Annotated in this window: 21 protein-coding genes; 11 read left to right on the top strand and 10 right to left on the bottom strand. The window is 63.1% G+C overall.

The window, feature by feature from the left end; all coding sequences use genetic code 11:
- The first annotated feature begins 12 nt into the window (after nt 1-12).
- On the top strand, nt 13-819 hold the full coding sequence (locus tag DKW65_RS07810; protein ID WP_211315756.1) for an OmpA family protein: 807 nt from the start codon (nt 13-15) through the stop codon (nt 817-819).
- 42 nt (nt 820-861) lie between these two features.
- Here DKW65_RS07810 and DKW65_RS07805 read toward each other — a convergent pair whose 3' ends face one another.
- The 4 genes from DKW65_RS07805 to DKW65_RS07790 form a co-directional block, all read right to left on the bottom strand.
- Nucleotides 862-2,448, bottom strand: coding sequence for an ABC-F family ATPase (locus tag DKW65_RS07805; protein ID WP_111656717.1), 1,587 nt, complete (start codon nt 2,446-2,448; stop codon nt 862-864).
- Between the two features lie 171 nt (nt 2,449-2,619).
- Entirely contained in the window at nt 2,620-2,829 is a 210-nt protein-coding gene (gene cspE / locus DKW65_RS07800) for a transcription antiterminator/RNA stability regulator CspE (protein ID WP_111656716.1), read from the bottom strand.
- Between the two features lie 211 nt (nt 2,830-3,040).
- Nucleotides 3,041-3,922, bottom strand: coding sequence for an oxygenase MpaB family protein (locus DKW65_RS07795; RefSeq protein WP_111656715.1), 882 nt, complete (start codon nt 3,920-3,922; stop codon nt 3,041-3,043).
- Nucleotides 3,923-4,121: 199 nt separating this feature from the next.
- Complete coding sequence (locus DKW65_RS07790; protein ID WP_111656714.1) at nt 4,122-5,774, bottom strand: electron transfer flavoprotein-ubiquinone oxidoreductase; 1,653 nt, start codon at nt 5,772-5,774, stop codon at nt 4,122-4,124.
- 429 nt (nt 5,775-6,203) lie between these two features.
- On the opposite strand from DKW65_RS07790, the gene DKW65_RS07785 reads away from it, so the two are divergent.
- From DKW65_RS07785 to DKW65_RS07750, 8 genes are all read left to right on the top strand, one after another.
- Nucleotides 6,204-6,953 (top strand): electron transfer flavoprotein subunit beta/FixA family protein, encoded by a 750-nt coding sequence (locus DKW65_RS07785; RefSeq protein ID WP_111656713.1) that lies wholly within the window; start codon nt 6,204-6,206, stop codon nt 6,951-6,953.
- Complete coding sequence (locus DKW65_RS07780) at nt 6,953-7,882, top strand: electron transfer flavoprotein subunit alpha/FixB family protein (RefSeq protein ID WP_111656712.1); 930 nt, start codon at nt 6,953-6,955, stop codon at nt 7,880-7,882. Before DKW65_RS07785 ends, DKW65_RS07780 begins: the two co-directional genes overlap by 1 nt.
- Before the next feature lie 125 nt (nt 7,883-8,007).
- A complete protein-coding gene (locus DKW65_RS07775; protein ID WP_111656711.1) occupies nt 8,008-8,451 on the top strand; it encodes an NfeD family protein in 444 nt (147 codons plus the stop codon).
- A gap of 43 nt (nt 8,452-8,494) precedes the next feature.
- Complete coding sequence (locus DKW65_RS07770) at nt 8,495-9,415, top strand: SPFH domain-containing protein (RefSeq protein ID WP_111656710.1); 921 nt, start codon at nt 8,495-8,497, stop codon at nt 9,413-9,415.
- Nucleotides 9,416-9,598: 183 nt separating this feature from the next.
- Nucleotides 9,599-10,267: a twin-arginine translocation signal domain-containing protein gene (locus DKW65_RS07765; protein WP_245932430.1), complete on the top strand. Its 669-nt coding sequence runs from the start codon at nt 9,599-9,601 to the stop codon at nt 10,265-10,267.
- Nucleotides 10,264-11,817, top strand: a complete 1,554-nt coding sequence (locus DKW65_RS07760) for a GMC family oxidoreductase (protein ID WP_245932429.1) — start codon at nt 10,264-10,266, stop codon at nt 11,815-11,817. The genes DKW65_RS07765 and DKW65_RS07760 overlap by 4 nt, the downstream gene beginning before the upstream one ends.
- Before the next feature lie 101 nt (nt 11,818-11,918).
- Nucleotides 11,919-12,500: a transcriptional initiation protein Tat gene (locus DKW65_RS07755; RefSeq protein WP_111656709.1), complete on the top strand. Its 582-nt coding sequence runs from the start codon at nt 11,919-11,921 to the stop codon at nt 12,498-12,500.
- 14 nt (nt 12,501-12,514) lie between these two features.
- Complete coding sequence (locus DKW65_RS07750; protein WP_111656708.1) at nt 12,515-14,116, top strand: FAD-dependent oxidoreductase; 1,602 nt, start codon at nt 12,515-12,517, stop codon at nt 14,114-14,116.
- A 10-nt stretch (nt 14,117-14,126) separates the two neighbouring features.
- On the opposite strand, the gene DKW65_RS07745 is transcribed toward DKW65_RS07750, so the two are convergent.
- Genes DKW65_RS07745 through DKW65_RS07720 form a run of 6 tightly spaced genes read right to left on the bottom strand, consistent with a single transcriptional unit; the run spans nt 14,127 to nt 22,104 of the window.
- On the bottom strand, nt 14,127-16,079 hold the full coding sequence (locus DKW65_RS07745) for an acetoacetate--CoA ligase (RefSeq protein ID WP_111656707.1): 1,953 nt from the start codon (nt 16,077-16,079) through the stop codon (nt 14,127-14,129).
- Nucleotides 16,080-16,081: 2 nt separating this feature from the next.
- Nucleotides 16,082-18,073, bottom strand: a complete 1,992-nt coding sequence (locus tag DKW65_RS07740; RefSeq protein WP_111656706.1) for an acetyl/propionyl/methylcrotonyl-CoA carboxylase subunit alpha — start codon at nt 18,071-18,073, stop codon at nt 16,082-16,084.
- Complete coding sequence (locus DKW65_RS07735) at nt 18,070-18,864, bottom strand: enoyl-CoA hydratase-related protein (RefSeq protein ID WP_111656705.1); 795 nt, start codon at nt 18,862-18,864, stop codon at nt 18,070-18,072. The genes DKW65_RS07740 and DKW65_RS07735 overlap by 4 nt, the downstream gene beginning before the upstream one ends.
- 10 nt (nt 18,865-18,874) lie before the next feature.
- Nucleotides 18,875-20,482, bottom strand: coding sequence for a carboxyl transferase domain-containing protein (locus tag DKW65_RS07730; protein ID WP_111656704.1), 1,608 nt, complete (start codon nt 20,480-20,482; stop codon nt 18,875-18,877).
- Between the two features lie 30 nt (nt 20,483-20,512).
- The gene (locus DKW65_RS07725) at nt 20,513-21,679 is read right to left on the bottom strand and encodes an isovaleryl-CoA dehydrogenase (RefSeq protein ID WP_111656703.1); all 1,167 of its coding nucleotides are present in this window, start codon (nt 21,677-21,679) and stop codon (nt 20,513-20,515) included.
- A gap of 2 nt (nt 21,680-21,681) precedes the next feature.
- Nucleotides 21,682-22,104 carry a MerR family transcriptional regulator gene (locus DKW65_RS07720; RefSeq protein WP_111656702.1) on the bottom strand — a complete coding sequence of 141 codons (423 nt, stop codon included), beginning with the start codon at nt 22,102-22,104 and terminating at the stop codon, nt 21,682-21,684.
- 123 nt (nt 22,105-22,227) lie between these two features.
- Here DKW65_RS07720 and DKW65_RS07715 point away from each other — a divergent pair, with 123 nt between their 5' ends.
- Entirely contained in the window at nt 22,228-24,510 is a 2,283-nt protein-coding gene (locus tag DKW65_RS07715; protein ID WP_111656701.1) for a response regulator, read from the top strand.
- Entirely contained in the window at nt 24,507-25,199 is a 693-nt protein-coding gene (locus DKW65_RS07710; protein WP_111656700.1) for an NAD(P)H-binding protein, read from the top strand. The genes DKW65_RS07715 and DKW65_RS07710 overlap by 4 nt, the downstream gene beginning before the upstream one ends.
- Nucleotides 25,200-25,210: the final 11 nt, after the last annotated feature.

The raw sequence follows: 25,210 nt of genomic DNA, 5'->3' as shown, positions 1-25,210 counted from the left end.
ACGTGTGCGCTCTTGATCGGGTCCGCGTTCCTGCTCGTTGCCTGTGCTTCAGGTCCCGTCAGCCCGGACGGTGCCGCTGAGGTGCGTGGCAAACTCACCACGCTGCAAAGTGACCCCGAGCTGTCCAGCCGTGCGCGTGTGGAAATCCGTGAAGCCGAGGACGCCGTCAAGGTGGCGGAACAGCCGCTGGCTCGTGACCAGGCGGCATTGGGCGCCCACCGCGTTTATATGGCGGACCAGCAGGTTGAAATCGCCCGCGCCAGGGCAGCGGCCAAGCTGGCCGAAGACCAGCGCTCGCAACTGGATGAAGCGCGCGGCGATGCACGCTTGCAGGCGCGCACCCTCGAGGCAGACAGGGCTCATGCCGATGCAGCCAAGGCACGTACGTCCGAGGCAGACATGCAGCGACGTCTTGACGACATGCAGGCGAAGCAGACCGATCGGGGCCAGGTGGTGACATTGGGCGATGTGTTGTTTGATACCGGTAGCGCGCAACTGCGCAGCAGCGCCAACACCAACCTCGACAAGCTGGCCAGTTTTCTGAAGCAGTATCCGGACCAACGCCTGCTGATCGAAGGCCACACGGACAATGTGGGCAGTGCCGCGTTTAACCTGCAGCTTTCCCGGCAGCGCGCGGAGTCCGTTCAGCAATACCTGATTCGCAGCGGTATCGCGGCTCAGCGCCTGTCTGTCGAGGCGGTAGGCCTGCAACGCCCTGTCGCGAGCAACAGCACGGCGAATGGGCGGCAGCAGAACCGGCGCGTAGAGGTGATCATCGAGGACGCCGCGCAGGCCGCGTCAGGCGGGACAAGAGGCTAGCCGTTTCCGAAGCAGGACGGCGCCAGGCCGTCCTGCTTTGGCTTACACGCCCTGGCTGCGCAAGTAGTCTTCGTAGCTGCCGTGGTAGTCGACGATGCCGGTGGGCGTCAGTTCGATGATGCGTGTGGCCAGTGACGACACGAACTCGCGGTCGTGGCTGATGAACAGCAGGGTGCCGGGGTAGTTCTCCAGCGCCAGGTTCAGCGACTCGATGGACTCCATGTCCAGGTGGTTGGTGGGCTCGTCCAGCAGCATGATGTTAGGGCGTTGCAGCATGATCTTGCCGAACAGCATACGTCCCTGTTCTCCACCAGACAGCACATTCACTTTCTTGGCGATATCATTCTGTGAAAACAGCAGACGGCCGAGGGTCCCCCGGATCACTTGTTCGTCATCCTTTTCCTGACCCCACTGGTTCATCCAGCTGATCAGATCCAGCGGTTCGGCGAAGTCGCTGGCATGGTCCTGGGCGTAATAACCGAGGCGGCTGTTTTCGGACCATTTGATCTCGCCGGCGGTGGGGATCAGGTCGCCCACCAGGCAACGCATCAGCGTGGTCTTGCCGATGCCGTTGGGGCCGATGATGGCAATGCGCTCGCCAACTTCGACCTGGAGATTCAGGCCAGAGAAGAGTGGCTGGTCGAAAGCCATGGCCAGCTGCTTCACCTCAAGCGCGTTGCGGAACAGTTTCTTGTCCTGCTCGAAGATGATGTAAGGGTTCTGGCGGCTGGAAGGCTTGATCTCCTCCAGCTTGATCTTGTCGATCTGTTTGGCCCGCGAGGTGGCCTGCTTTGATTTTGACGCGTTGGCCGAGAAGCGGCTGACGAAGGTCTTCAGTTCGGCAATCTGGGCCTTCTTCTTGGCATTGTCCGACTGCACGCGCTCGCGCGCCTGGGTCGCGGCGGTCATGTACTCGTCATAGTTGCCCGGGTAAACCCGCAGCTCGCCGTAATCCAGGTCTGCCATATGGGTGCAGACGCTGTTCAGGAAATGGCGGTCGTGGGAAATGATGATCATGGTACAGTCACGCTGGTTGAGCACGCCTTCAAGCCAGCGGATGGTGTTGATGTCCAGGTTGTTGGTCGGTTCGTCCAGCAGCATGATGTCCGGGTCGGAAAACAGCACCTGGGCCAGCAGGACACGCAGCTTCAGGCCGGGGGCCACTTCGCTCATGGGGCCGAAGTGCTGCTCCACCGGGATGCCGACGCCCAGCAGCAGGTCACCGGCGCGGGATTCGGCCGTGTAACCGTCCATTTCGGCGAACTCGCCTTCCAGCTCGCCGGCGCGCAGCCCGTCTTCCTCGGTCATCTCGGCCTTGGCGTAGATGGCGTCGCGTTCCGCTTTCACCTTCCACAGTTCGTCGTGGCCCATGATCACGGTGTCGATCACCGAATACTTCTCATAGGCGAACTGGTCCTGGCGCAACTTGCCGATGCGCTCGTTCTGGTCCTTGGACACATTGCCCGCGCTGGGCTCCAGATCGCCCCCCAGAATCTTCATGAAGGTGGATTTGCCGGAGCCGTTGGCGCCGATCAGACCGTAGCGGTTGCCGTCGCCGAACTTGACGGAGACGTTCTCGAACAGCGGCTTGGGGCCGAACTGCATGGTGATATTGGCGGTGGTCAGCACTGTTATCTATACCGGATCAGGGGAAGCAGGGCACGACTTGGCAGGGCAGGGCGTGAGCGGGGGCGCAGTATGCCACAGGCGTGGCGCAATAAAAAAGGCAGTGCCGGAGCACTGCCTTTTCTGAAACGGCTTTTATGGAGCCAGTTCAGTATGGAGCCAGTTCAGCGTGCCTTACAGGGGAACGATGTTCTCGGCCTGCGGACCTTTCTGGCCCTGGGTCACGGTGAACTCAACGCGCTGGCCTTCGGCCAGGGTCTTGAAGCCAGAGCCAGTGATGGCGCTGAAGTGGGCGAATACGTCCTGGCCACCTTCCTGGGAAATGAAGCCGAAGCCTTTGGATTCATTGAACCACTTGACGGTGCCGGTAACGGTATTGGACATGATGCAAATTCCTGTTCTTTATGGAGTAATGGCGCCTGCTTCAGCAGGGCCGATGGCGCTTGAATGCATGAGCTACTTATAAAGAACGGAACGGAATGGGCCAACACGGGACGATTTCGACTGAACTTGATAAGACGGCAGCGTGCCTTAACGCTGTGACCAGCTTAGGCCAAACTGGCGTCAAGTCAATCATTTCTTTTCCCGGTCGGCCTCATACCAGCGGTTTGCCGCGTCTCAGGCGGCGGCGAAAATCCCACATGACCAGGTTATAGGGCATCTGCCGGATGATCCGTGGCAGCAGCAGGCTCAAACGGCCCACGGTGCGCACCGTGCGCTCGAAACGGCGCTGCTGGCGCTCGTTCCACGGCAACTGCATCTGTTCGCGCAGCAGCGGTGGCAGGAAGCCGGTGGTCATGAAGCGGTTGAAGCGGCCGAACAGGACGCGGGGGACCGGGCCGAGAAACCTGAGGTCGGCGATCATCATCAGGTAATCGCGGATGCGGTCGTCGATGTGAAGTCTGGCCAGGCCCTGCTCCCAATAGGCCTCGAAAGCGTCCAGGTCCTGTGGCCAGGTGTCCTCGCGCACCTGCAGTGTGGTCCCCAGCGGGCGTGCCAGTGCATAGAACTCGGCCTGCTTGTCCCGGCTCACGGGGCCGTGCAGCTTCTGGTGGGCGTCCATGAAACCCCAGTACAGGCAGGCGGCCACCCACATCTGCAGGTTTTCATCGAAGGCATCATACTTGACCGGCGAGGCCTCGGTGGAATGCACCTGGGCGTGAGAGCGGTTCACCGCCTTGCGATAGGCCAGCTTCTCCTCGCGGCTGCCCATCAGGGCCACCGTCAGATAGGTGAAGGTGGTGCGCGAGCGCTTGATCGGGTGATGCAGGATAGAACCGCTGGTGACGCGGCTCTCGGCCACGCCATAGCCCACGGCGGGCAGGGCCAGTTGCAGGATGATGTTGGCACCGCCCGAGAGCAGCATGGCGCCATCCAGAATGCCGGGGAAGCGGGCGTCCAGCTCTTTGGCCGTGGGGGGCGTGGGCCACTGATGCGCCAGCCGGGGCTTGTCCGGTGTGGTGGCTTGTGCAGTCATGCTGTCCTCGCTGTCGCCAGTCGTACGCTTGTTTTACTGGCATGGTAGCGAGCGGGTCCGGGCGACACAATGAGACATATGAATTTATTTGTATCATCGCGTCAGGGGAGCTATGGCTGGGGCCTGCGGCGGGGCCGCATAGCAGAAAGGCGCCGATGAAGGCGCCTTTCCGGGGTGACACGAAAGCCTGTGCGGCGAATTACATGTTCGGGTAATTCGGCCCGCCAGTGCCTTCCGGCGCCACCCAGTTGATGTTCTGGGTGGGGTCCTTGATGTCACAGGTCTTGCAGTGCACGCAGTTCTGCGCGTTGATCTGGAAGCGCTTGGAGCCGTCGTCGTTGTCCACCACCTCGTAAACGCCCGCCGGGCAGTAGCGCTGCGCCGGCTCGTTCCACTTGGGCAGGTTCAGCTTGATCGGCACGTCCGGATCTTTCAGCTGCAGGTGGCAGGGCTGGTCTTCTTCATGGTTGGTGTTCGACAGGAACACCGAATCCAGCTTGTTGAAGGTCAGCTTGCCATCCGGTTTCGGGTAGGTGATTTCCTTGCACTCGGCAGCGGGCTTGAGGGTGTCGTGATCCGGCGTGGTGTCACGCAGGGTGAACGGCATCTTGCCGCCCAGGAAGTTCAGATCCAGCACGGCCAGACCGGAGCCGATGAAATTACCGAACTTGTGCTGGTAGGCGCCGAAGTTGCGCTGCTGGTGCAGCTCTTCATACACCCAGCTGCTTTCGAAGGCGGCCTTGTACTCGCTCAGTTCGTCGTTGCCACGGCCCGCTTTCAGGGCCTCGGCGATCAGCTCGGCGGCGATCATGCCGGACTTCATGGCCGTGTGGCTGCCCTTGATCTTGGCAAAGTTCAGGGTGCCGGCATCACAGCCCACCAGCAGACCGCCCGGGAAGCTCATCTTCGGCAGCGATTGCAGACCACCCTTGGCAATGGCGCGGGCGCCGTAGCTGACGCGCTTGCCGCCTTCCAGGTACTTCTTCACTTCCGGGTGGGTCTTCCAGCGCTGCATTTCGTCAAACGGGCTGACGTGCGGGTTGGAATAGCACAGGTCGGTGATCAGGCCGAGGGCGACCTGGTTGCCTTCCAGGTGATAGAGGAAACCGCCCCCCAGGGAGCCGGATTCGGTCAGTGGCCAGCCCGCGCTGTGCATCACCAGGCCCTGCTTGTGCTTGGCCGGGTCGATGTCCCACAGCTCCTTGATGCCGATGCCGTAGTGCTGTGGGTCTGCGCCGTCGCGCAGGTTGTACTTGTCCATCAGCTGCTTGCCCAGGTGGCCGCGGCAGCCTTCGGAGAAGATGGTGTACTTGGCATGCAGTTCCATGCCGGGGGCGTAGCTCGGCTTCTTCTCGCCATCGTGGCCGATGCCGAAGTCGCCGGTGGCGATACCGCGCACGGCGCCGTTCTCGTCATACAGCACTTCGGTCGCTGCGAAGCCGGGGAAGATCTCGATGCCCAGCTGTTCGGCCTGCTCGCCGAGCCAGCGGCAAACATTGCCCAGCGAGACAATATAGTTGCCGTCGTTGTGCATGGTCTTCGGCACGAAGAGGCCGGGGACCTTGATGCCTTTCTCGGCGCCGGTCAGGTAGAAAATGTCGTCGCCGGTCACGGGGGCATTCAGGGGGGCGCCCCGGTCTTTCCAGTCCGGGAACAGTTCGTTCAGGGCGCGCGGCTCCAGTACGGCACCGGAGAGGATATGGGCGCCGACTTCGGAGCCTTTTTCCACCACCACGACGCTGAGTTCCTGGCCGGTCTCCTGGGCGATCTGCCCGAGACGGCAGGCGGTTGCCAGCCCTGAAGGGCCTGCGCCGACGATGACGACGTCGACTTCCATTGCTTCGCGTTCCACAGCCTGTCTCCTTCTAGGTACCTGAAGTGGTCTTTGACACAGTCACTTTTGTCACAGTCACAAGGGCGCGCAGTATATATAGCCGCCTGCGGAGTGACCACTGCATCAGCGTCGTGCCGGTTGGCCGAAGGTGACACCGGTGCAGGATGCAGGGCCAGTCACGTGCGCTGATTCAAACGAGTGTTTAAATTATCACCCCGAAAGCCTTTGATTTACAAGGAAAAGCGCCCGGTGCTGCCAGGCCGTTCGTGACCGGCGCGTCAAATTTCCGGAATCTATTTGCTGGAAAATCAAAAGGTTCGGTCATTTCAGGCTATTGACCTTGGCGAAACCAGCCGTCAACATAGCCGCCTCATTTGCGCGGGGGTAGCTCGGGCAAGCGCCAGACGCCTCCTGTCCTGTCACCAATGGAATTATTCCGAGGATCCTATGAAGGTTCTTGTACCGATCAAGCGGGTCGTGGATTACAACGTCAAGGTTCGCGTCAAGCCGGACCAGAGCGGTGTTGACCTCGCCAACGTGAAAATGGCCATGAACCCCTTCTGCGAGATCGCCGTGGAAGAAGCGGTGCGCCTGAAAGAGAAGGGTGTTGTCACCGAAATCGTGGCGGTTACCGTTGGCCCGAAAGCGGCTCAGGAGCAGCTGCGTACGGCGATGGCCCTGGGTGCCGACCGTTCCATCCTGGTCGAAACCGAAGAGCAGGCCCAGCCGCTGGGCGTGGCCAAGGTGCTGAAAGCCCTGGTCGAGAAAGAGCAGCCTGACCTGGTCATCCTCGGCAAGCAGGCCATCGACGACGACAACAACCAGACCGGTCAGATGCTGGCCGCCCTGTGTGGCATGCCGCAAGGCACCTTCGCTTCCGAAGTGAATGTGGCCGACGGCAAGGTCAAGGTGACCCGTGAAATCGACGGCGGTCTGCAGACCGTTGAGCTGTCCCTGCCGGCGGTGGTGACCACCGACCTGCGCCTCAACGAGCCGCGCTACGCGTCCCTGCCGAACATCATGAAGGCGAAGAAGAAGCCGCTGGAAACCCTTTCCCCGGCGGACGTGAATGTCGACCTGACGCCGCGCGTCAAGACCATCAAGGTCGAGCCGCCGGCCGAGCGCCAGGCGGGTATCAAGGTGGCTTCCGTCGAGGAGCTGGTTGATAAACTGAAGAATGAAGCGAAGGTGATCTGATGAGTGTTTTAGTTTACGCCGAACACGACAACGCCGCTCTGAAAGGGGTCACCTTGAACGTGGTGGCAGCTGCCAAGGCCATCGGTGGTGACATCACCATCCTGGTTGCCGGTGAAGGCTGCGCTGCCGTAGCGGAAGAAGCCGCCAAGGTTGACGGCGTCAGCAAGGTGCTGCTGGCCGACAACGCGGCTTACGGCCACCAGCTGGCCGAGAACATCGGTGATCTGGTTGCCGAAGTGGGCAAGGACTACGGCCATATCCTGGCGGCCGCAACCACCACGGGCAAGAACTTCGCTCCGCGTGTGGCGGCACTGCTGGATGTCGGCATGATCTCCGAAATTTCTTCGGTCGAGTCTGCTGATACCTTCAAGCGTCCTATCTACGCGGGCAACGCCATTGCCACCGTGCAGAGCAGCGACAGCATCAAGGTGATGACGGTGCGTGGCACCTCGTTTGACGCCGTGGCAGCGGAAGGCGGTTCTGCCAGCGTCGAGAGCATCGACGTGGCCAAGGACGCTGGCCTGTCCAGCTTCATTGGCGAAGAACTGGCCAAGTCCGACCGTCCGGAACTGACTGCAGCCAAGATCGTGATCTCCGGTGGCCGTGGTATGCAGAACGGCGACAACTTCGAGATGCTGTACAAGGTGGCTGACAAGCTGGGTGCTGCCGTCGGTGCCTCCCGCGCGGCTGTCGATGCGGGCTTCGTACCGAACGACATGCAAGTTGGTCAGACCGGCAAGATCGTCGCGCCCGAGCTGTATGTGGCGGTCGGTATCTCCGGCGCCATCCAGCATCTGGCGGGCATGAAGGACTCCAAGGTCATCGTGGCCATCAACAAGGACGAAGAAGCCCCGATCTTCCAGGTGGCGGACTACGGCCTGGTGGCAGACCTGTTCGAAGCGGTGCCCGAGTTGGAAGGCAAGATCTGACAACGCGGTCACGAAAAGACCCGGCCTCGGCCGGGTTTTTTTTGCGCCGGATTTTTTTGCCCTGAAGCAGGGCGCAATCGGTTATCATGCGCCTCTGGTTCCGGGGTATACAGGGATAGACAAACATGTTTTCAGGATACGCCTTCTGGCTGATTCTCGGCCTCTTGCTGATCATTTCCGAGTTCTTCGCCACGGGCATCATCGCCATTTTCTTCGGCATCGGCGCCCTGGTGGTCGGTGTGCTGACGCTGTTGGGGATCGTCGAGACGTTACCCATGCAATTGTTGCTGTTCAGCCTGGTCAGTCTGGGTGCCCTGTTTGCGCTGCGGCGGCGCTTCCAGCGCTGGTTCAAGGGCAACGTCAGCGACCGCTCTGGCGGGGACATGGCCGGTGGGCATATCGGCGCCCGGGTCACGGTGCTGACCGATTTTGTCGCCGGGGCAGGGCAGGTCCAACTCAATGGCGCCAAGTGGGACGCCGAATCATCTGAGCCGCTGCAGGCTGGCCAGGTCGCCTGGGTAGTCGGCAACCGGGGCATTCTGCTGCGCGTTTCGACTACACAACCATAAAGATCACGCAACCGTCACTACCATTCAATCGGGAGAGTTCTACATGGAAATAGCGACTATTCTGGCGCTTCTGTTTCTGGCATTCATCGTCACGGCGATCGTAAAAACGGCGCGTATCGTACCGCAACGGTCGTCCTATGTTGTGGAAAGACTGGGCAAGTATGCCACCACCCTGGACGCGGGTTTCCACCTGCTGATTCCGTTTATCGACAAGGTGGCCTACCGCCACACCCTGAAGGAAGAAGCGATTGATGTACCGCGCCAGTCCTGTGTTACCAAGGACAACATCCAGGTGGTCGTCAACGGCGTGATCTACCTGCAGGTCATCGACCCGAAACAGGCCAGCTACGGCATCAATGACTACCGTTATGCGGCCATGCAGCTGGCGCAGACGACCCTGCGTTCGGTGGTCGGCAAGATCGATCTGGACAAGACCTTCGAAGAGCGGGAGACGATCAACTCTCAGGTGGTCGAGGCGCTGGACGAGGCGGCCAAGCCCTGGGGCGTCAAGGTGATGCGTTACGAGATTGCCGACATCGAGCTGCCGGCCACCATTCTGGACGCGCTGGAAAAGCAGATGCGAGCCGAGCGGGAGCGTCGGGCCGTGGTGGCGCAGTCCGAAGGTGAGCGTCAGTCGAAGATCAACGTGTCTGAAGGTCAGAAGCAGGAAACCATCAACCTGTCCGAGGCCGAGAAGCAGAAGCAGATCAACGAAGCCGAGGGTAAGGCCAAGGAAATCGAGCTGATTGCCGAGGCGACGGCACGCGGCCTGGAGCGGGTAGCCGCGGCCATCCAGAACGAGGGCGGCAAGGACGCGGTGTCGCTGCGTGTGGCCGAGCAGTATGTCCGTGAGTTTGGCAAGCTGGCCCAGACCAACAACACCATGATCCTGCCCGCCGAGCTGAGCGATATCGGTTCTGCCGTGGCGGCACTGACCAAGACGCTGGACATGACCCGCCGCTAGATGCGCGTTCGTGGACAGTGGAATAACACAACGCCGGCAACCGCCGGCGTTGTCGTTTCTGCCTTCACCTGAATGCACTCTCCGGTCAAGTGAGGGTGTGCAGGTAAACATCTTGTTTCGTCCCCCCGCCTTGGGTAATGTCTTGCGACGATGACCGATGCGTCACAGGCTGGAGCAGGAACCATGACCTCGTCCCCCGAATCCGATCGCGCTGCCGCCCGTCAGGCCGCTGCGCCCATGGCAGCGGTCTCACGCCGTCGCTTTCTCAAGACCGCCCTGCTGGGTACGGCCGGGCTGGCCGTGGTGGCCGGTGGCACCTTTGCCGTGCTGCGCCGCTCGCCGGTGGATGGCATGCCGGTGCCTGACGGTATTCGCCACCTCAGCCACAGCGAGTATCACCTGTTCAGGCGAGCGGCCGAGGTGCTGCTGCCCGTGGCCGGTACCCCCCTGACCGCTCTGCAGGAGGTGCCGGTGGTGGCCTATATCGACGCCATGATCGGCATGCTGCCGGCGCATCTGCGCAAGGACGTCGGCGCCGGTCTGGCTCTGTTCGATAACGCGGCGGTGGTGTCGGGCTGGCACGGGCGTCGCTTTGTCGATCTGGACGATGCGGCGGCGGTGGCCTATTTCGACCGCTGGTCCACCGGCAATGTCATCCAGCGCACCATGAATGCCGTGATCAAGCAGTTCGTTTACGTGAGCTACTGGCGCGACCCGAAGACCTGGCCGCCAGTGGAGTTCGACGGCCCCGTATCCGACCGTTGGGGTATCGCCTATCTGGGCAATGCCCCCTTGCCTGATGAATCCGCGCTGCCGCAGACCGGCGCGCAGACCGTGGAGAGCCGCCCATGAGCGACACTGCAGACCGAATCGATACCGTGGAGATGCCGCGCGAGGGGCTGGCTGTGGTTCAGGCCAGCGACATCAGCAGCGAGCGCCTGGAGCTGAGTGCCGATGTCGTCATCATCGGCTCAGGGGCCGGTGGCGCCGTGAGTGCCTACGAGCTGGCCCGCCGTGGCCTGGATGTGCTGGTGCTGGAAGCCGGGCCTTATGTGCCGTCGAAGGACTTTACCGAGGATTTCACCGAGAGCCTGGAAACCCTGTACGAGGATCACGGCGGCCAGGCGAATACCGACGGCGATCTGCTGGTACTGCAGGGGCGCTGTGTCGGCGGTTCCACCGTGGTCAACGGTTGTGTGTCGTTCCGCACCCCGGATTTCATCTTTGAGGAATGGCACCGCGATTACGGGCTGACGGACTTTACCCCCGAAAGTATGGCGCCCTATTTCGAGCGCGTGGAACGGAACCTGTCGATACAGGAGAACCGCCCGCACGAGATCGCCCGGCACAGCATGGTGCTCAGCGAAGGCGCCCGCAAGCTGGGCTGGTCGGTGAAGCCCTTCAAACGCAATATCCGCGAATGTGCGCTGACCGGCCACTGCCTGTCCGGCTGCAAGACCGAGCGCAAGCAGTCCATGCTGGTGACCTATCTGCCCTGGGCCGCGGCCCACGGTGCGCGCATCCATAGCGATACCCGGGTTGACAAGGTGCTGACCGAAAACGGCCGCGCCGTGGGCGTCGAGGGCAGGGTGGTGGACCGGACTGGCCGCCATGTGGCGGATATCCGGGTCACGGCGCCGCGCGTCATTATGGCCGCCGGTGCGGTGCAGACCCCGGTGATCCTGCAGCGCAGCGGGCTGGGCAATGATCAGGTGGGGCGCAATTTCGCCTGCCATCCGTCCTTTTATGTTGGCGCCCGTTACCCGCAGCCGATTCACCCCTGGCGCGGCGCCATGCTGGGCGTTTACGTGGATGAGTTCATGCACCCCGACAAGGGCGGCTTCGTGCTGGAAGTCGGTGGGCTGGGTATCGCCGAGCTGTGCATGATCAACGAGCCTGGCACCGGCAAGCCGTTTGTCGAGTACATGCAGAACGCCCCCCACATGGCGGGCATCGTGACCCTGATCCACGACCATAACGTGGGTGAGATCCGCTGGCAGGGGGACCACAAGGCGATTCACTATCAACTCAGTGACAAGGACTTCCCGTCCATGATGGCGTCACTGAAGGCGGCCGTGCGCATGCACCTGGCGGCCGGCGCCGAAGAAGTCTTCCTGCCGTCCAGCGAGGCCCTGTCGGTCACCCGTGAGGCCGATATCGACCGCCAGGTCGACAAGCTGGTGAACAAGCCGCAGCACCTGCGCATGGTCTCCTACCATCCGCAGGGCAGTTGCCGCATGGGGACTGATCCGGCCCACAGCGCCTGTGATCCCCAGGGGCGCCTGCGCGGGGTCGAGGGGGTCTATGTGGCCGACGCCAGCCTGCTGCCCTCGTCGCTGATCGTGAACCCCCAGGTCACGGTTTACGCCCTGGCCAATTACGTGGCGGACCGGGTGACCTGAGCGGCCAAAACTGGCGCAGGGCGACTCTGGATAATTATCCGGAGGTGCCCTAGACTGTCTCGCAGCGTTTACATAAAAACAACAATGCCCGAGACAGCGCCATGAATAACAACAACCTGCCAACAGCAGGGCTTGAACCGCTGACCCGCCGTGGTTTTCTGCGCGCCGCCACCCTGACCGGCATGGCACTGACCGCCGGTTGCGCCTCACTGGGAGGTCGCCGCACGCCGAATGGCGAGGCGGTTTACGCACACCTTTCCGAAGAAGAAGCCCGCGTCCTGACCCGCCTGACCGAAATCCTGCTGCCTACAGAGCAGTTCGGCTTGCCCTCCAGCACCGGTGAAGTGCCCACTGTCGCCAATATCAATGACATGGCGGGCGATATGGCGCCCCAGACCCGTGACCTGATGGCCATGGTGCTGTGGATCTTCGAGCGTCGGCCGATGGCCAGCTTCCGTTTCAGCCGCTTTACCCGTCTGGATGACGAGGAGGCGCTGCGCTATGTCCGTGCCATGCAATCCGGCACCTTCTTCGAGCGCGGTCTGATGACCACCCTGCACACCGCCGTCTGCGTCAACTACTGGCGTGACAGCCGCACCTGGCCGGGCCTGGATTACCACGGCCCGGTGACGGGCATCTGGGGTGTGCGCCGTCTGGGCAATGCGCCCATGCCCACGGCCTGAGGGGGAGACTCGACATGCGTGCAATCAATATTCCCCGTGACGGGCTGCCGGTGACGACCGCCCGGGATATGGCTCGTGACGACAGCATCAGCGGCCGTTTCACCCTGAAGACCGAAGTGGTGGTGATCGGCTCCGGCGCCGGGGGCTCCATGGTGGCCTGGGAGCTGGCCCGTGCCGGGCGCCAGGTGCTGGTGGTCGAGGCCGGGCCCTACCATCCCAGCAGCGCCTTTACCGAGCATCTGGGCGACACCATGACCGAGATCTACCGGGAGCAGGCGGCCCAGTTGAATGCCACCGCAGACGTGCTGTTTCCGGAGGGGGCCTGCGTCGGCGGCTCCACCGTGATTGGCGCCTGCGTGATGCAGCAGCCGCCGGACAGCGTACTGCGCCGCTGGTCCGGAGAACTGGGGTTGAAGAACCTGGCGCCGGACGTGATCAAGCCGCTGTTCGAGGAAGTGGGGCGCGAACAGTATGTGCACCTCAACGATGCCCATGAGATCAATACCACGGCGCACAAGGTGATTCAGGGCTGCGAGCGCATGGGCTTCAGCTGGAAGCCGGTGTCACGCAATGTGCGCCAGTGCGCGCTGACTGGCCATTGCCTGGCGGGTTGCCCCTCGGATCGCAAGATGTCGGCCCTGGTCACCCACTTGCCATGGGCCGTGGGCCACGGCGCGCGGGTGATGGCGGACACCGAAGTGACCCGGGTACTGATTCGCAACGGCCGCGCTTATGGCGTCGAAGCCGTGGTGCGCGATCCGCGCACCCGGCAGAAAGTCGCCGACCTGCGCATTGATGCCGAAGTGGTGGTGGCTGCTGGCGGTGCCATCCAGACGCCGTTGCTGCTGCAACGCAGCGAGATCCCGGATGTCAGTGGCCAGCTGGGCAAGAATCTGGCGGTGCAGCCTTTCGTGCAGGTGCTGGCGCGTTTTCGCGAGGAACTGCACGGGTTCCGGGGGGCGCTGGTGGGCGTCGAGATCGACGAGTTTATTGAAACCGACGGCTACATGTTCTTCTCGGCACTGGCAGAACCCGAACAGTTGATGATCCAGGGCAATCAGGGCGCCGGGCCGGACCATATCAACTTCATGAAAAGCTACAAGCATCTGGCGGGGCTGAATGCCTTCGCGGTAGATGAAGGGCGTGGCGAAGTGAAATGGAAAGGCAGCCATACGGATGGCCGCAAGGTCATCAGCTGGAACCCGAGCCGTTCGGAATTCGAGAAACTCAAACATGGCGCGGCGCTGGCATCACGGGTGTTCTTTGCCGCCGGTGCTGAAGAAATCTATCTGCCATCGTTCCAGCGCCTGTCTGCGCCCAGCGTGTTCGATCTGGATGCGCGGCTGGACGAGATCACCTACGGGGTACGCGGCATGTACTCGTTGCGGATCAATTCCTTCAGCAGCCATGGCACCTGCCGCATGGGGGTCGACCGCTACCAGGCGGTGACCAATGCGCGCGGGGAAGTTTACGACGTGAAAGGGCTGTTTGTGGCCGATGCCAGCCTGTTGCCCGAACCCATGGCCAGCGCGCCGCACTGGACGGTGCAGACGCTGGCCAAGCAGGTGGCGCAGGGTATTCATGCGCGGGGGCAGGAGCTGTTTCTGAAAGGGTAGTGTGCCCGGCCTACGTCAACTCGGGGCGATGGCGAAAGTGCGCCAGCGCCTGCGGGTTGGCCAGCGCACTTTCGTTGCTGACCGGGCGCCCGTGAATCACTTCCCGTACCGCCAGTTCGACGATCTTGCCGCTGACGGTGCGTGGGATTTCCGGCACTTCCAGAATCACCGCGGGCACATGTCTGGGGCTGGCGCCGCTGCGAATCGCGGCACGTATCTCTGCGCACAAGGCATCGTCGAGTGTATGCCCGGCCTGTAACACCACAAACAGCACGACACGTACGTCACCTTGCCAGTCCTGGCCCACCACGATGCTTTCGCGAACGGCTGCCAGGGTTTCCACCTGACGATAGATTTCCGCCGTGCCGATACGCACGCCGCCGGGATTGAGCACGGCATCCGAACGCCCGTGAATCACCAGGCCGCGATGGCCACGATGACGGCGGATCTCGGCATAGTCGCCGTGGGCCCAGATGTTCTCGAAGCGCGCGAAGTAGGCCTTGTGATAACGGCTGCCGTCGTCGTCCTGCCAGAAGCCCACCGGCATGGAAGGGAAGGGGCGGCGGCAGACCAGTTCCCCTTTTTCGCCTTCCTCCGGCTGGCCCTGGTCATTGAACACGGCGACATCCATGCCCAACCCCAGGCATTGCAGTTCGCCGCGATACACCGGCAACAGCGGATTGCCCAGTGCAAAGCAGGAAATGATATCGGTGCCGCCGGAAATCGAACTCAGCAGCAGGTCGTGTTTGATCTCGCGATAGATGAAATCGAAACTTTCATGGAGCAGGGGCGAGCCGGTGGACATGAGCACACGCAGCGCTGACAGATCGAACTGGCTGCCCGGCGTGACACCGGCTTTTTCCACAGCCTGGATGAATTTGGCGCTGGTGCCGAAATGGGTGATGCCTTCATCCTGGCACACGGCAAACAGCCGCCCGGCATCGGGCCAGGCCGGATTGCCGTCATACAGCACAATCCCAGCGCCGGTCTGCAAACCGCCCACCAGCCAGTTCCACATCATCCAGCCGCAGGTCGTGAAGTAGAACAGCGTGTCGCTGTCGTGCAGGTCACCGTGCAGCACATGTTCCTTGGTCTGCTGCAACAGGGTGCCACCGGCTCCGTGGACGATGCATTTGGGTTTGCCGGTGGTGCCGGAGGAATACAGGATATACAGCGGATGATCGAACGGCAGCTGCGCAAAATCGGGGGCCGTGCCCGCCTGTAGCAGCCAGGTGTCCCAGTCCTGCGTCTCTGGCAGACGCTGCTTGCCGCCCGACAGTTGTATGACCTGTTCCGGCGCCAGCTGCGCGCGCACCTGGGCCACCTTGTCGCTCAGGTCCTGCCATTTGCCGTTGTAGAAATAGCCGTCGGTCACGAACAGCAGACGCGGTGCAATCTGGCCGAAGCGATCCGTGACCCCGCTGACGCCGAAATCCGGGGAGCAGGATGACCAGACGGCACCCACCCAGGCGCACCCCAAAGCGGCGATCACGGTTTCCATGCGGTTGGGCAGCCAGCCCGCCACGCGATCGCCGGGCCGCACGCCCGCAGCGAGCAGTTGTGCCGCTACCCGGCCCGCCTGCTGATGCAATGCGGCAAAGGTCAGCGTGCTGCGCTGGCCGTCTTCCGTGATGGCGGTCATGGCCACCCGGTTATCGCGGCGGCGCAGCAGGTTTTCAGCGTAGTTGAGGGTGAGGTGCGGATACCAGCGCTGGCGTGTCATGGGGGTGGCGGCGCCATCCGGCATGCTCAGATGCGGCGTCGTTTCGCCCTGCACGATCAGGCCGCTGAATCGCATGACCAGGCCCCAGAAGTCCTCCGGGGCGGTCAGTGACCACTGGTGCAGCGCCTCGTAATCGGCAAAGCGTTCGCCGCTGAGTGCTTCGGCCTGTTGCCAGAACTGCCCGAGACGCGTGCGCGTGCGGGCATCAGCGGGGGGTTGCCAGAGCAGGTTGTCGGCCATCCTCAGGCCTCCGTCTCGTCGGGGTCGAAGGTCACCAGCAGGGTGCCTTCGCTGACCGTATCGCCGGCCGCAAAGGGCAGGGCCGTTACCTTGCCGGCGACGGGCGCCCGCAATGTATGTTCCATTTTCATCGCTTCCATGGTGATCACGGGATCACCGGCGGCGACGCGGCTGTCGGGCTTTACATGCAGGGCCACCACGGTGCCGCTCATGGGCGCGGCAAAGGGCGCGCCGCGTTGCCCGGCAGCGCCGCTCTCGAAGGCGGGGTCCAGTGTCAGACACCAGCTGTAGCCGTCGGCAAACAGATGCAAGTGGCGGCCTACCACGCAGGCGCTGAACTCGCGATCTGCCTCTTCGGTATGCAAACGCCCGCGCCGGAATACCGTGCCTTCCGGAGCGCTGCGCCAGCGCAGCGTGCGCACAGTCTCGCCCACGCGCACCTGCCATGAGTTCTCTCCGCTGGCCTCGAGCATCACGCTGTCCGCCTCGTCGTCCAGAGCCAGGCGGGTATGGAAGCGGGCGGGCAGGAGCCCCTGCCAGCCGCTCAGCCGTTGCCACGGGTCCTGCCCGGCGTGATCGGACAGCAGGTCACGCCACAGCAGGGCCGCCGCGCTGAACAGGGTCACGCGGTCTGGCAGGTGGGTGGAGGTCAGCAGTTCGTCGTGTTCTTCCAGAAAACGGGTGGACAGGTCTGCGGCAATGAATGCCGGGTGATTCAGCACCTTGACGAGAAAGCCGGTGTTGTGACGAACGCCGCCAAGATGCACCGCGCACAGGCTGCGCTGCAACTGACGGCGCGCCTGTTCGCGGTCTTCACCGAACACGATGACCTTGGCCAGCATCGGGTCGTAATGGTCGCTGACACGATTGCCTTCGACAAAACCGGTGTCGATGCGCAGGCCTGGCAGGGTCGGCCAGTGACACACCTCCAGCAGGCCCGACGAGGGCATGAACTGCTGCGCCGGGTCCTCCGCATAGAGGCGGACTTCCATCGCGTGGCCACGGAACTGCAAGGCGCTTTGCGCTTTCGGTAATGGTTTTCCATCCGCCACGGTCAACTGCCAGGCCACCAGGTCTTCGCCGGTAATCAATTCGGTCACCGGATGCTCGACCTGCAGGCGCGTATTCATCTCCATGAAAAAGAATTCGCCGTCCGGTGCCAGCAGGAACTCCACCGTGCCAGCGCCGCGATACTGGATGGACTGAGCGGCGCGCACAGCGGCCTCGCCCAGGCGCTCGCGCAGGGTCGGGTCTACGCCGGGGGCCGGGGCTTCCTCGATCACTTTCTGGTGACGGCGTTGTACCGAGCAATCGCGCTCGAACAGATGCACGGCATTGCCGTGGGTGTCGGCAAACACCTGCACTTCCACATGTCGGGCACGGGGCAGGTAGCGTTCCAGCAAGACACGGTCGTCGCCGAAGGCGTTGCGGGCTTCACGGCGTGCTGCCTGCAGGGCTTCTTCAAAACCCTGTGCGTTGTTGACTACGCGCATGCCTTTGCCGCCGCCGCCCGCAACGGCCTTGATCAGCAGCGGGAACCCCACCTCCGTTGCGGCGTGCTTCAGGGCCGCATCGTCGGCGCCTTCTTCATCAAAGCCTGGCAGTACCGGCACCTTGTGGCGGGCCATATGCTGACGCGCGGCCGCCTTGTCGCCCATCAGGCGAATGGCGTCGGCCTGCGGGCCGACGAAGGTGATGCCTGCCGCCTCGCAGGCCTCGGCGAAGTGCGGGTTTTCCGACAGGAAGCCGTAACCGGGATGGATCGCATCAGCACCGCTCTGCCGGGCGGCGGCCATGATCTTGCTGATATCAAGATAACTGTCGCGGGCCGGGGCCGGACCCAGATGCACGGCGTGGTCGGCCATGCGTACATGGGGCAGGTCGCTGTCGGCATCGGAGTAGACCGCCACGGTTTCGATACCCAGCCGGGCGCAGGTACGCATGATGCGGCAGGCAATTTCACCGCGGTTGGCGATCAGCAGACGCTGGATCATGATTCATCTCCGTCGACGCGCGGCCGCCAGGCCGGGGTGCGCTTGTTCAGGAAGGCATCCAGACCCTCACGGCCTTCTTCGGCAGTGCGCAGGCCGGCAATCAGTTCGGCGGTCCAGTCGGTGAGTACATCGTCCAGCGGCGCTTCGCTGACCCGGCTGACCAGTTCGCGCACGCGCAACTGAGCATGGGGGGCGCCATTGAGCAGCTGCGCCACCAGCGCCGCTACCGTGTCGTCCAGCGCGTCATCGGCGACCACTTCATGCACCACACCCAGTGTCAGGGCGCGTGTTGCGGACATGACTTCCGTGGTCATCATGTAGCGGCGTGCCTGACGTGCGCCCATGGCGCGTACCACATAAGGGCCGATCACGGCGGGCAGTATGCCCAGCCGTGCTTCGCTCAGGCAGAAGCGGCTGCTGTCACCGGCCACGGCAATGTCTGCGGCACAGATCAGCCCCAGGGCGCCACCGAAGGCCGCGCCCTGGACCCGGGCGATGACCGGTTTGCCGGCCTGGTCGATGGTGCGCATCAGGCCTGCCAGCAGGCGGGCATCCGCACGGTTTTCTTCCCAGCTCATGTCCGCCATGCGGCGCATCCAGCCGAGATCGGCACCGGCACTGAAATGCTTGCCTTCGGCGGCGAGGACGATGACCCGGGCCCTGCTCTGGCCGGCCTCGTCAAAGGCGCCGGTGAGATCGCGAATAACCCGGTCATCAAAAGCGTTGTGTTTTTCCGGTCGGCTCAGGGTGATGCGGGCTACCGCGTCGTCGTAATGCAGTTGTACCGGCATGCCGTGCTCCTTACATGCGGAACACGCCGTAGCGGGTTTCCCCGATGGGCGCGTTCAGGCTTGCGGAAATGGCCAGGCCGAGCACATCGCGCGTGTCGACCGGATCAATGATGCCGTCGTCCCACAGGCGTGCACTGGCGTAGTAGGGGTGCGCCATGTTGTCGTACTGCTCGACCATGTCCTGCTGGAACTGCTGTGCTTCGTCCTCGGGCCACGGCTGGCCTTTCTTTTTCATGGAGGCGGCCTTGACCTGGGTCAGCACGCTGGCCGCCTGTTCGCCGCCCATGACGCTGATGCGGGCATTCGGCCACATGAACATGAAACGTGGGTCATAGGCGCGGCCGCACATGCCATAGTTGCCTGCGCCATAGCTGCCGCCCATAACCACGGTAAATTTGGGCACACTGGCGCAGGCCACCGCGTTGACCATCTTGGCGCCGTGTTTGGCGATACCCTCGGCTTCGTATTTCGGGCCGACCATGAAGCCGTTGATGTTCTGCAGGAACACCAGCGGAATGCCGCGCTGGTTGCACAGCTCGATGAAATGCGCGCCTTTCAGTGCGGACTCGGAAAACAGGATGCCGTCATTGGCGAGGATGCCCACCGGAAAACCGTGGATGCGGGCAAAGCCGGTGACCAGGGTGCTGCCGTAGCGGGCCTTGAATTCGTCGAACTCCGAGCCATCGACGATGCGGGCAATGATCTCCCGCGCGGGCATCGGCTGGCGCAGGTTGTCGGGAATGATGCCGTACAGTTCCTGCGGATCACACGCCGGGGCGTCGGGCGTGGCCAGTGTCACCTGATCCGGTTTGCGCCAGTTGATGCGCGCAATGGCCTGGCGGGCCAACGCCAGCGCATGGGGCTCGTCTTCGGCCAGGTGATCGGCGACACCGGATTTTTCACAATGCAGGGTGGCGCCGCCCAGTTCTTCCGCCGTGACGTCCTCGCCGGTGGCGGCCTTGACCAGCGGCGGCCCCGCCAGAAAGATGGTGCCCTGATTGCGCACCATGATGGTTTCGTCAGCCATGGCGGGCACATAGGCGCCTCCGGCGGTGCAGCTGCCCAGCACTACCGCAATCTGCGGAATGCCGCGCGCGGACATATTCGCCTGATTGAAGAAGATGCGACCAAAATGCTCGCGATCAGGAAAGACTTCATCCTGGCGCGGCAAGTTGGCGCCGCCCGAGTCCACCAGATAAATGCAGGGCAGGCGGTTCTCGGCGGCGATGGCCTGGGCACGCAGGTGCTTCTTGACCGTCAACGGGTAATAGCTGCCGCCCTTGACGGTGGGGTCGTTGGCGACGATGACGCATTCCACACCGTGGACACGGCCGATGCCGCCGACGCAACCGGCAGCGGGCACGTCTTCGCCGTAGACCCCCATGGCCGCCAGTGGCGACAACTCGAGGAACGGCGAGCCGGGGTCCAGCAGACGGGCAATCCGTTCGCGCACCGGCAGCTTGCCGCGCTCGCGCAAACGCTGTTCTGCGGCTTCGCCTCCGCCGTGGGCGATGGCGGCCAGGTGCTGACGCAAGTCGTCGCGCAGCGCCAGGTTATGCTCCCGGTTGCGGCGAAAGTCGTCGCTGGCCGGATTGATCTGACTCAGAATGCGGGGCATGGCACGCTCCGGTAGCGGGTGGTGCTGGCGTTAGCGGGTTTCGTTGAACAGTTCCCGGCCGATCAGCATACGCCGGATTTCGCTGGTGCCAGCGCCGATCTCGTACAGCTTGGCGTCGCGCAGCAAACGTCCGGTAGGGTAGTCGTTGATATAGCCGTTGCCGCCCAGACACTGAATGGATTCCAGCGCCATCTTCGTGGCGTTTTCGGCGCAGTACAGAATCACACCGGCAGCGTCCTTGCGGCTGGTCTGGCCGCGATCACAGGCCTGCGCCACGGCATACAGATAGGCGCGGCTGGCGTTCAGGGTGACATACATGTCGGCCAGCTTGCCCTGCATCAGCTGGAACTCGCCAATGGCCTGGCCGAACTGCTTGCGCTCGTGCAGATAGGGCACGACCACATCCAGTGCCGCCTGCATGATGCCCACGGCACCACCGGCCAGCACGGTGCGTTCGTAGTCGAGGCCGCTCATCAGCACGCGCACACCATCGCCTTCCTGGCCCAGCACGTTTTCGGCGGGCACCTTGCAATCCTCGAACACCAGTTCGCAGGTGTTGGAACCGCGCATGCCGAGTTTGTCGAGCTTCTGCGCGCGGGAAAAACCCGGTGCATCGCGTTCAACGATAAAGGCCGTAATGCCGCGTGGCCCGGCGTTGATGTCGGTCTTGGCGTAGATCACATAGGTGTGGGCGTCCGGCCCATTGGTGATCCACATCTTGTTGCCGTTGAGCACATAGTGGTCACCCTGACGGTCGGCGCGCAGTTTCATGCTGACCACGTCGGAGCCCGCACCGGGCTCACTCATGGCCAGGGCGCCGATATGCTCACCGCTGACCAGCTTCGGCAGGTATTTCGCTTTCTGTTCGGCCGTGCCGTTCAGGTAGATCTGGTTGACGCACAGATTGGAGTGCGCGCCGTAGGACAGGCCGATGGAGGCCGAGGCGCGGGAGATTTCCTCCATCACGATGGTATGCGCCAGATAGTTCATGGCGGCGCCGCCATATTCCTCGCTCACGGTGATGCCCAGCACGCCCAGATCACCCAGCTTGCGCCACAGCGCGTTGGGGAAGGCATTGTCGCGGTCCACCTGGGCGGCAATCGGCGCAATTTCCTTGTCCGCAAAGGCGCGCACGCTGTCGCGCAGGGCATTGAGGGTATCGTCGAGAGCAAAGTCGAGAGTCGGGTAGTGGCTCATGGTTATTGTCCTGTGGTGGTATCAGGGCCTGTGGTGGCATCTGCTGCGGTGCGCATCGCGTCGCGGCAACGCTGCTCCGCCTCGTCGAGTTCGATCTGCATGACCTCGATGTCGTGCAACTGGCGCAGTAACTGGTCGCGCTTTTCCTGGATCTTGTCGAGCAGCGCCTGCAGCTGTATCTGGTTGTTGTCCCGGTCAGGGCGGTACAGCTCGATCAGCTCGCGACTCTCGGCCAGTGAAAAGCCCAGCCGTTTGCCGCGCAGGATCAGCTTCAGCCGCACCCGGTCAGCGGGACTGTAGATGCGGGTCTGGCCACGCCGCCGGGGGCTCAGCAGCCCCATGTCCTCATAAAAGCGGATGGTCCGGGTGGTGATATCCAGTTCCCGGGCCAGTTCGCCGATGCTGTAGGTCTTGCGCTCACTCATGGGGGCAAACGCTACCGCAAGTTTACGTTAACGTAAAGTGCAGATCCGCGTCGTCTGAACGGGGCTGGCGGCACCGGAAGGCCGGTGGTACCTTAGCGCGTCATCGCAAGGAGATGGCGCTGAATGACCCGCACCGCCGCACCCGCAAGCAAGGACCGCAAGGTTCTCCGCCGTATCGACCATGGGGCCGCCTGGAATTCCGTCACCGGACTTCTGGCGGCCCTTGCCGTTTTTGTCCTGGTCGCCTACTGGGGCCGCCTGTACTTCGACGACGAAGGGCTGGTCATCGGCTTCGGCCTGGCCATTCTCGTCGTCACGGCCTACCGGCTGCTGGTCGCACTGCGTTTCGACAGTCTGTACGCCGCCGGTCCGGCGCGCTGGCGGCGCCTGTTCGGGATTGGCCTGCTGGCCCATGCCATCGTCTGGGGCGCGCTGCTGGCCGTCGTGACGCTGCGCTATGGCATCAGCTTCAACTTCTTTGCGGTGGCGGTCTACAACATCGGCGTGACGACAGCGCTGTCCGGTGCCTGGATGGCCGCGCTGCCCACCCGGCAGAGCTATATCGGCCTGATGCTGGTGCCCGGCATTGTCGCCCTGGTGCTGGTGGGCGGCGCGCAGTCGCTGATACTGGCGTTGCTGCTCGCGGTCTATGCCGTTTACCTGTACCGCATGTTTGCCGGGCTGTACGACACCTTCTGGCACGCGCTGTCACGGGAACGTCGCCCCGGGCATGCTGCGGAAACCCTGCCAGACGCCGACCCGCAAAAGCGCTCCCGCGACGTCCAGTTGAGCCTGGTGTATCGCCTGGCCCATGAACTGCGCACCCCCATGAACAGCGTGCTGGGGATGCTGGCCCTGATGGAAGAGACCCGCCTGTCGCGCGAGCAGAAGGAATACCATCAGGTGGCGGCTCAGTCCGGCCGTTTGCTGCTGTCGCTGATCGATGATGTGCTCGACTACAGCCGCGTTCTCACCGGGCGTATCGTGCTGGATTACGAGTTTTTCGATCTGCGCGGCGCGCTGGAACAGTCGCTGGATGCCTACGGCAATATTGCCCAGGGCAAGGGGCTGGAGCTGACCTGCGTGATGAGCCGTCATCTGCCGCGCCGGGTGCGGGGTGACCGCGAGCGTTTCCTGCAGGTGCTGAACAACCTGCTCAGTAATGCCATCAAGTTTTCCGATGAAGGTGAAATCCGTATCGAGGTCGATCACCTCGGCGATGCCGAGCGCGATGGCCTGCTTCAGGTGCGCGTGGTGGATCAGGGCATCGGCATGGAACCCCTGGCAGCGCGGCGGCTGTTCGAGGACGAGTTCCTGGGCCCTGACGCGGACCCGTTCAGCAGTCGCCATACCGGCTTTGGTTTGCTGGTCTGCAAGGGCCTGGTGGAAGCCATGGCCGGGCAGATCGGGGTCGAGAGCGTACCGGGGCAGGGCAGTACCTTCTGGTTTACCCTGCGGTTGCCGATGCAGCCGGAACTGGGGGACCGCAGTGAACTGCGCCGTGCGCTGCGTGACAAGCGTTGTCTGGTGGCGGGCGCGGCACCGGGCACCGTCAGCGCTCTGGTCGAGGAACTGGACGTGCTGGAAGCCGCTTGCCAGGCCGCGACGGATTACGACCATGCCTTGCAAACCCTGCGCGCCGGACAGCGCGAGCAGCAGGGTTTTGATCTGCTGCTGGTGGATACCCGCGAGCGCCGCGAAAGCGCCCTGAACCTGTGCCGTGCGGTGCTGGATGACCCGGCCCTGCGCGGCGTGCACGTGGTATTGCTGGCGACGGTGGATGAACGCAGCCATGCCAGTGTGCAGAAGCTGGCGCAACAGCATGCCCTGCCGGTGCTGACCAAACCCGTGCACCGTTATGGTCTGCGCAGCCTGCTGGCGCCCCTGTACGGCATCGAGGAGGCGCTGCCCGGCGATGACGAATACAAGGAAACCCCGGAAGATCTTGCCCGGCGGCGCAACTACCGTCTGCTGCTGGTGGAAGACAATGAGATCAATCAGCGTGTGATGCGCGGCATGCTGGCCAAGCTGGGGTATCAGGTCAAGAGCGTGAGCGAAGGTGAAACGGCGCTCGCTCTGATGGAGCAGGAAACCTTCGATCTGATCCTGATGGACTGCATGATGCCGGAGATGGACGGTTTCGATGTTTCCCGGCGCATTCGCGAGCGCGAACAGGCCGAGCATGCCATCACCCAGACGCCCCTGCGGCGTGTGCCCATCGTCGCGATTACCGCCAATACCATGGAAGGCGTGCAGGCGCGTTGCCTGGCCGCCGGTATGGATGACTTTCTGGCCAAGCCGCTGCAACTCGACCGGCTGGAAACCGTGCTGCGCCACTGGCTGCCCGCAGAGGCGCCGGCAACGAATGATGACGAACAGCATGACACCCCGGGGGAATCTTCATGACCACTGCCTATCGCGCCTTGTTGCTGGGTGCCACCGGCCTGATCGGCCAGGCGGTGCTGGCGCGCCTGCTGGCCCATCCTGCCTGGGCCCGGGTCACGGTGTTCACACGTCGGCCGCTGGTGGATGCGGCGGGCAACCCGCTGGCCCATGACAAACTGGTGGTACGCGAGACCGGGCTGGATGACATGGACGCCTGCGCGGATGATTTTGCCGTGGACCAGGTGTTCTGTTGTCTGGGGACCACCCTGCGCAAGGCGGGCTCGAAAGCCGCCTTCCGTCGTGTTGATCATGATTACTGTGTCGAGGCCGCGCGGCTGGCACGGCGCCAGGGCGCTGACCATTTCCTGGTGGTGTCTGCGGTGAACGCGAATCCGCGTGCCCGGGTTTTCTACTCGCGGATAAAAGGCGAGATGGAAGCCGCGGTCGAGGCGCTCAACTTTCCCAGCCTGAGCATCATCCAGCCGTCCCTGTTGTTGGGAAACCGGCAAGAGTTCCGGCTCGGTGAGCAAGTGGGTATCTGGTCCGCCAAAGCGCTGAAGCCGTTGGCCGGCTGGAGCGATGCCAGCTGGCTGCCCATCGAGTCTGATACGGTGGCGCAGGCCATGGTGGCCGCAGCGGCCTTGCCCGAACCCGGGACGCGACGGCTGCGTTATGCCGCGTTGCGCAGTCTGGCAGCCAGCAGCCAGTGATGCATGCCGTG

It is taken from the genome of Isoalcanivorax indicus (genome assembly GCF_003259185.1).
GTDB classification, from domain to species: domain Bacteria; phylum Pseudomonadota; class Gammaproteobacteria; order Pseudomonadales; family Alcanivoracaceae; genus Isoalcanivorax; species Isoalcanivorax indicus.
This window is presented reverse-complemented; position numbering and strand designations above follow the sequence as displayed.

What these genes read in the sequence shown, in the direction of transcription:
- cspE (WP_111656716.1), bottom strand. Translation starts at nt 2,829, where the DNA reads ATGTCCAATACCGTTACCGGCACCGTCAAGTGGTTCAATGAATCCAAA.
- DKW65_RS07795 (WP_111656715.1), bottom strand. Translation starts at nt 3,922, where the DNA reads ATGACTGCACAAGCCACCACACCGGACAAGCCCCGGCTGGCGCATCAG.
- DKW65_RS07785 (WP_111656713.1), top strand. Translation starts at nt 6,204, where the DNA reads ATGAAGGTTCTTGTACCGATCAAGCGGGTCGTGGATTACAACGTCAAG.
- DKW65_RS07780 (WP_111656712.1), top strand. Translation starts at nt 6,953, where the DNA reads ATGAGTGTTTTAGTTTACGCCGAACACGACAACGCCGCTCTGAAAGGG.
- DKW65_RS07775 (WP_111656711.1), top strand. Translation starts at nt 8,008, where the DNA reads ATGTTTTCAGGATACGCCTTCTGGCTGATTCTCGGCCTCTTGCTGATC.
- DKW65_RS07770 (WP_111656710.1), top strand. Translation starts at nt 8,495, where the DNA reads ATGGAAATAGCGACTATTCTGGCGCTTCTGTTTCTGGCATTCATCGTC.
- DKW65_RS07765 (WP_245932430.1), top strand. Translation starts at nt 9,599, where the DNA reads ATGACCTCGTCCCCCGAATCCGATCGCGCTGCCGCCCGTCAGGCCGCT.
- DKW65_RS07760 (WP_245932429.1), top strand. Translation starts at nt 10,264, where the DNA reads ATGAGCGACACTGCAGACCGAATCGATACCGTGGAGATGCCGCGCGAG.
- DKW65_RS07755 (WP_111656709.1), top strand. Translation starts at nt 11,919, where the DNA reads ATGAATAACAACAACCTGCCAACAGCAGGGCTTGAACCGCTGACCCGC.
- DKW65_RS07750 (WP_111656708.1), top strand. Translation starts at nt 12,515, where the DNA reads ATGCGTGCAATCAATATTCCCCGTGACGGGCTGCCGGTGACGACCGCC.
- DKW65_RS07745 (WP_111656707.1), bottom strand. Translation starts at nt 16,079, where the DNA reads ATGGCCGACAACCTGCTCTGGCAACCCCCCGCTGATGCCCGCACGCGC.
- DKW65_RS07740 (WP_111656706.1), bottom strand. Translation starts at nt 18,073, where the DNA reads ATGATCCAGCGTCTGCTGATCGCCAACCGCGGTGAAATTGCCTGCCGC.
- DKW65_RS07735 (WP_111656705.1), bottom strand. Translation starts at nt 18,864, where the DNA reads ATGCCGGTACAACTGCATTACGACGACGCGGTAGCCCGCATCACCCTG.
- DKW65_RS07730 (WP_111656704.1), bottom strand. Translation starts at nt 20,482, where the DNA reads ATGCCCCGCATTCTGAGTCAGATCAATCCGGCCAGCGACGACTTTCGC.
- DKW65_RS07725 (WP_111656703.1), bottom strand. Translation starts at nt 21,679, where the DNA reads ATGAGCCACTACCCGACTCTCGACTTTGCTCTCGACGATACCCTCAAT.
- DKW65_RS07720 (WP_111656702.1), bottom strand. Translation starts at nt 22,104, where the DNA reads ATGAGTGAGCGCAAGACCTACAGCATCGGCGAACTGGCCCGGGAACTG.
- DKW65_RS07715 (WP_111656701.1), top strand. Translation starts at nt 22,228, where the DNA reads ATGACCCGCACCGCCGCACCCGCAAGCAAGGACCGCAAGGTTCTCCGC.
- DKW65_RS07710 (WP_111656700.1), top strand. Translation starts at nt 24,507, where the DNA reads ATGACCACTGCCTATCGCGCCTTGTTGCTGGGTGCCACCGGCCTGATC.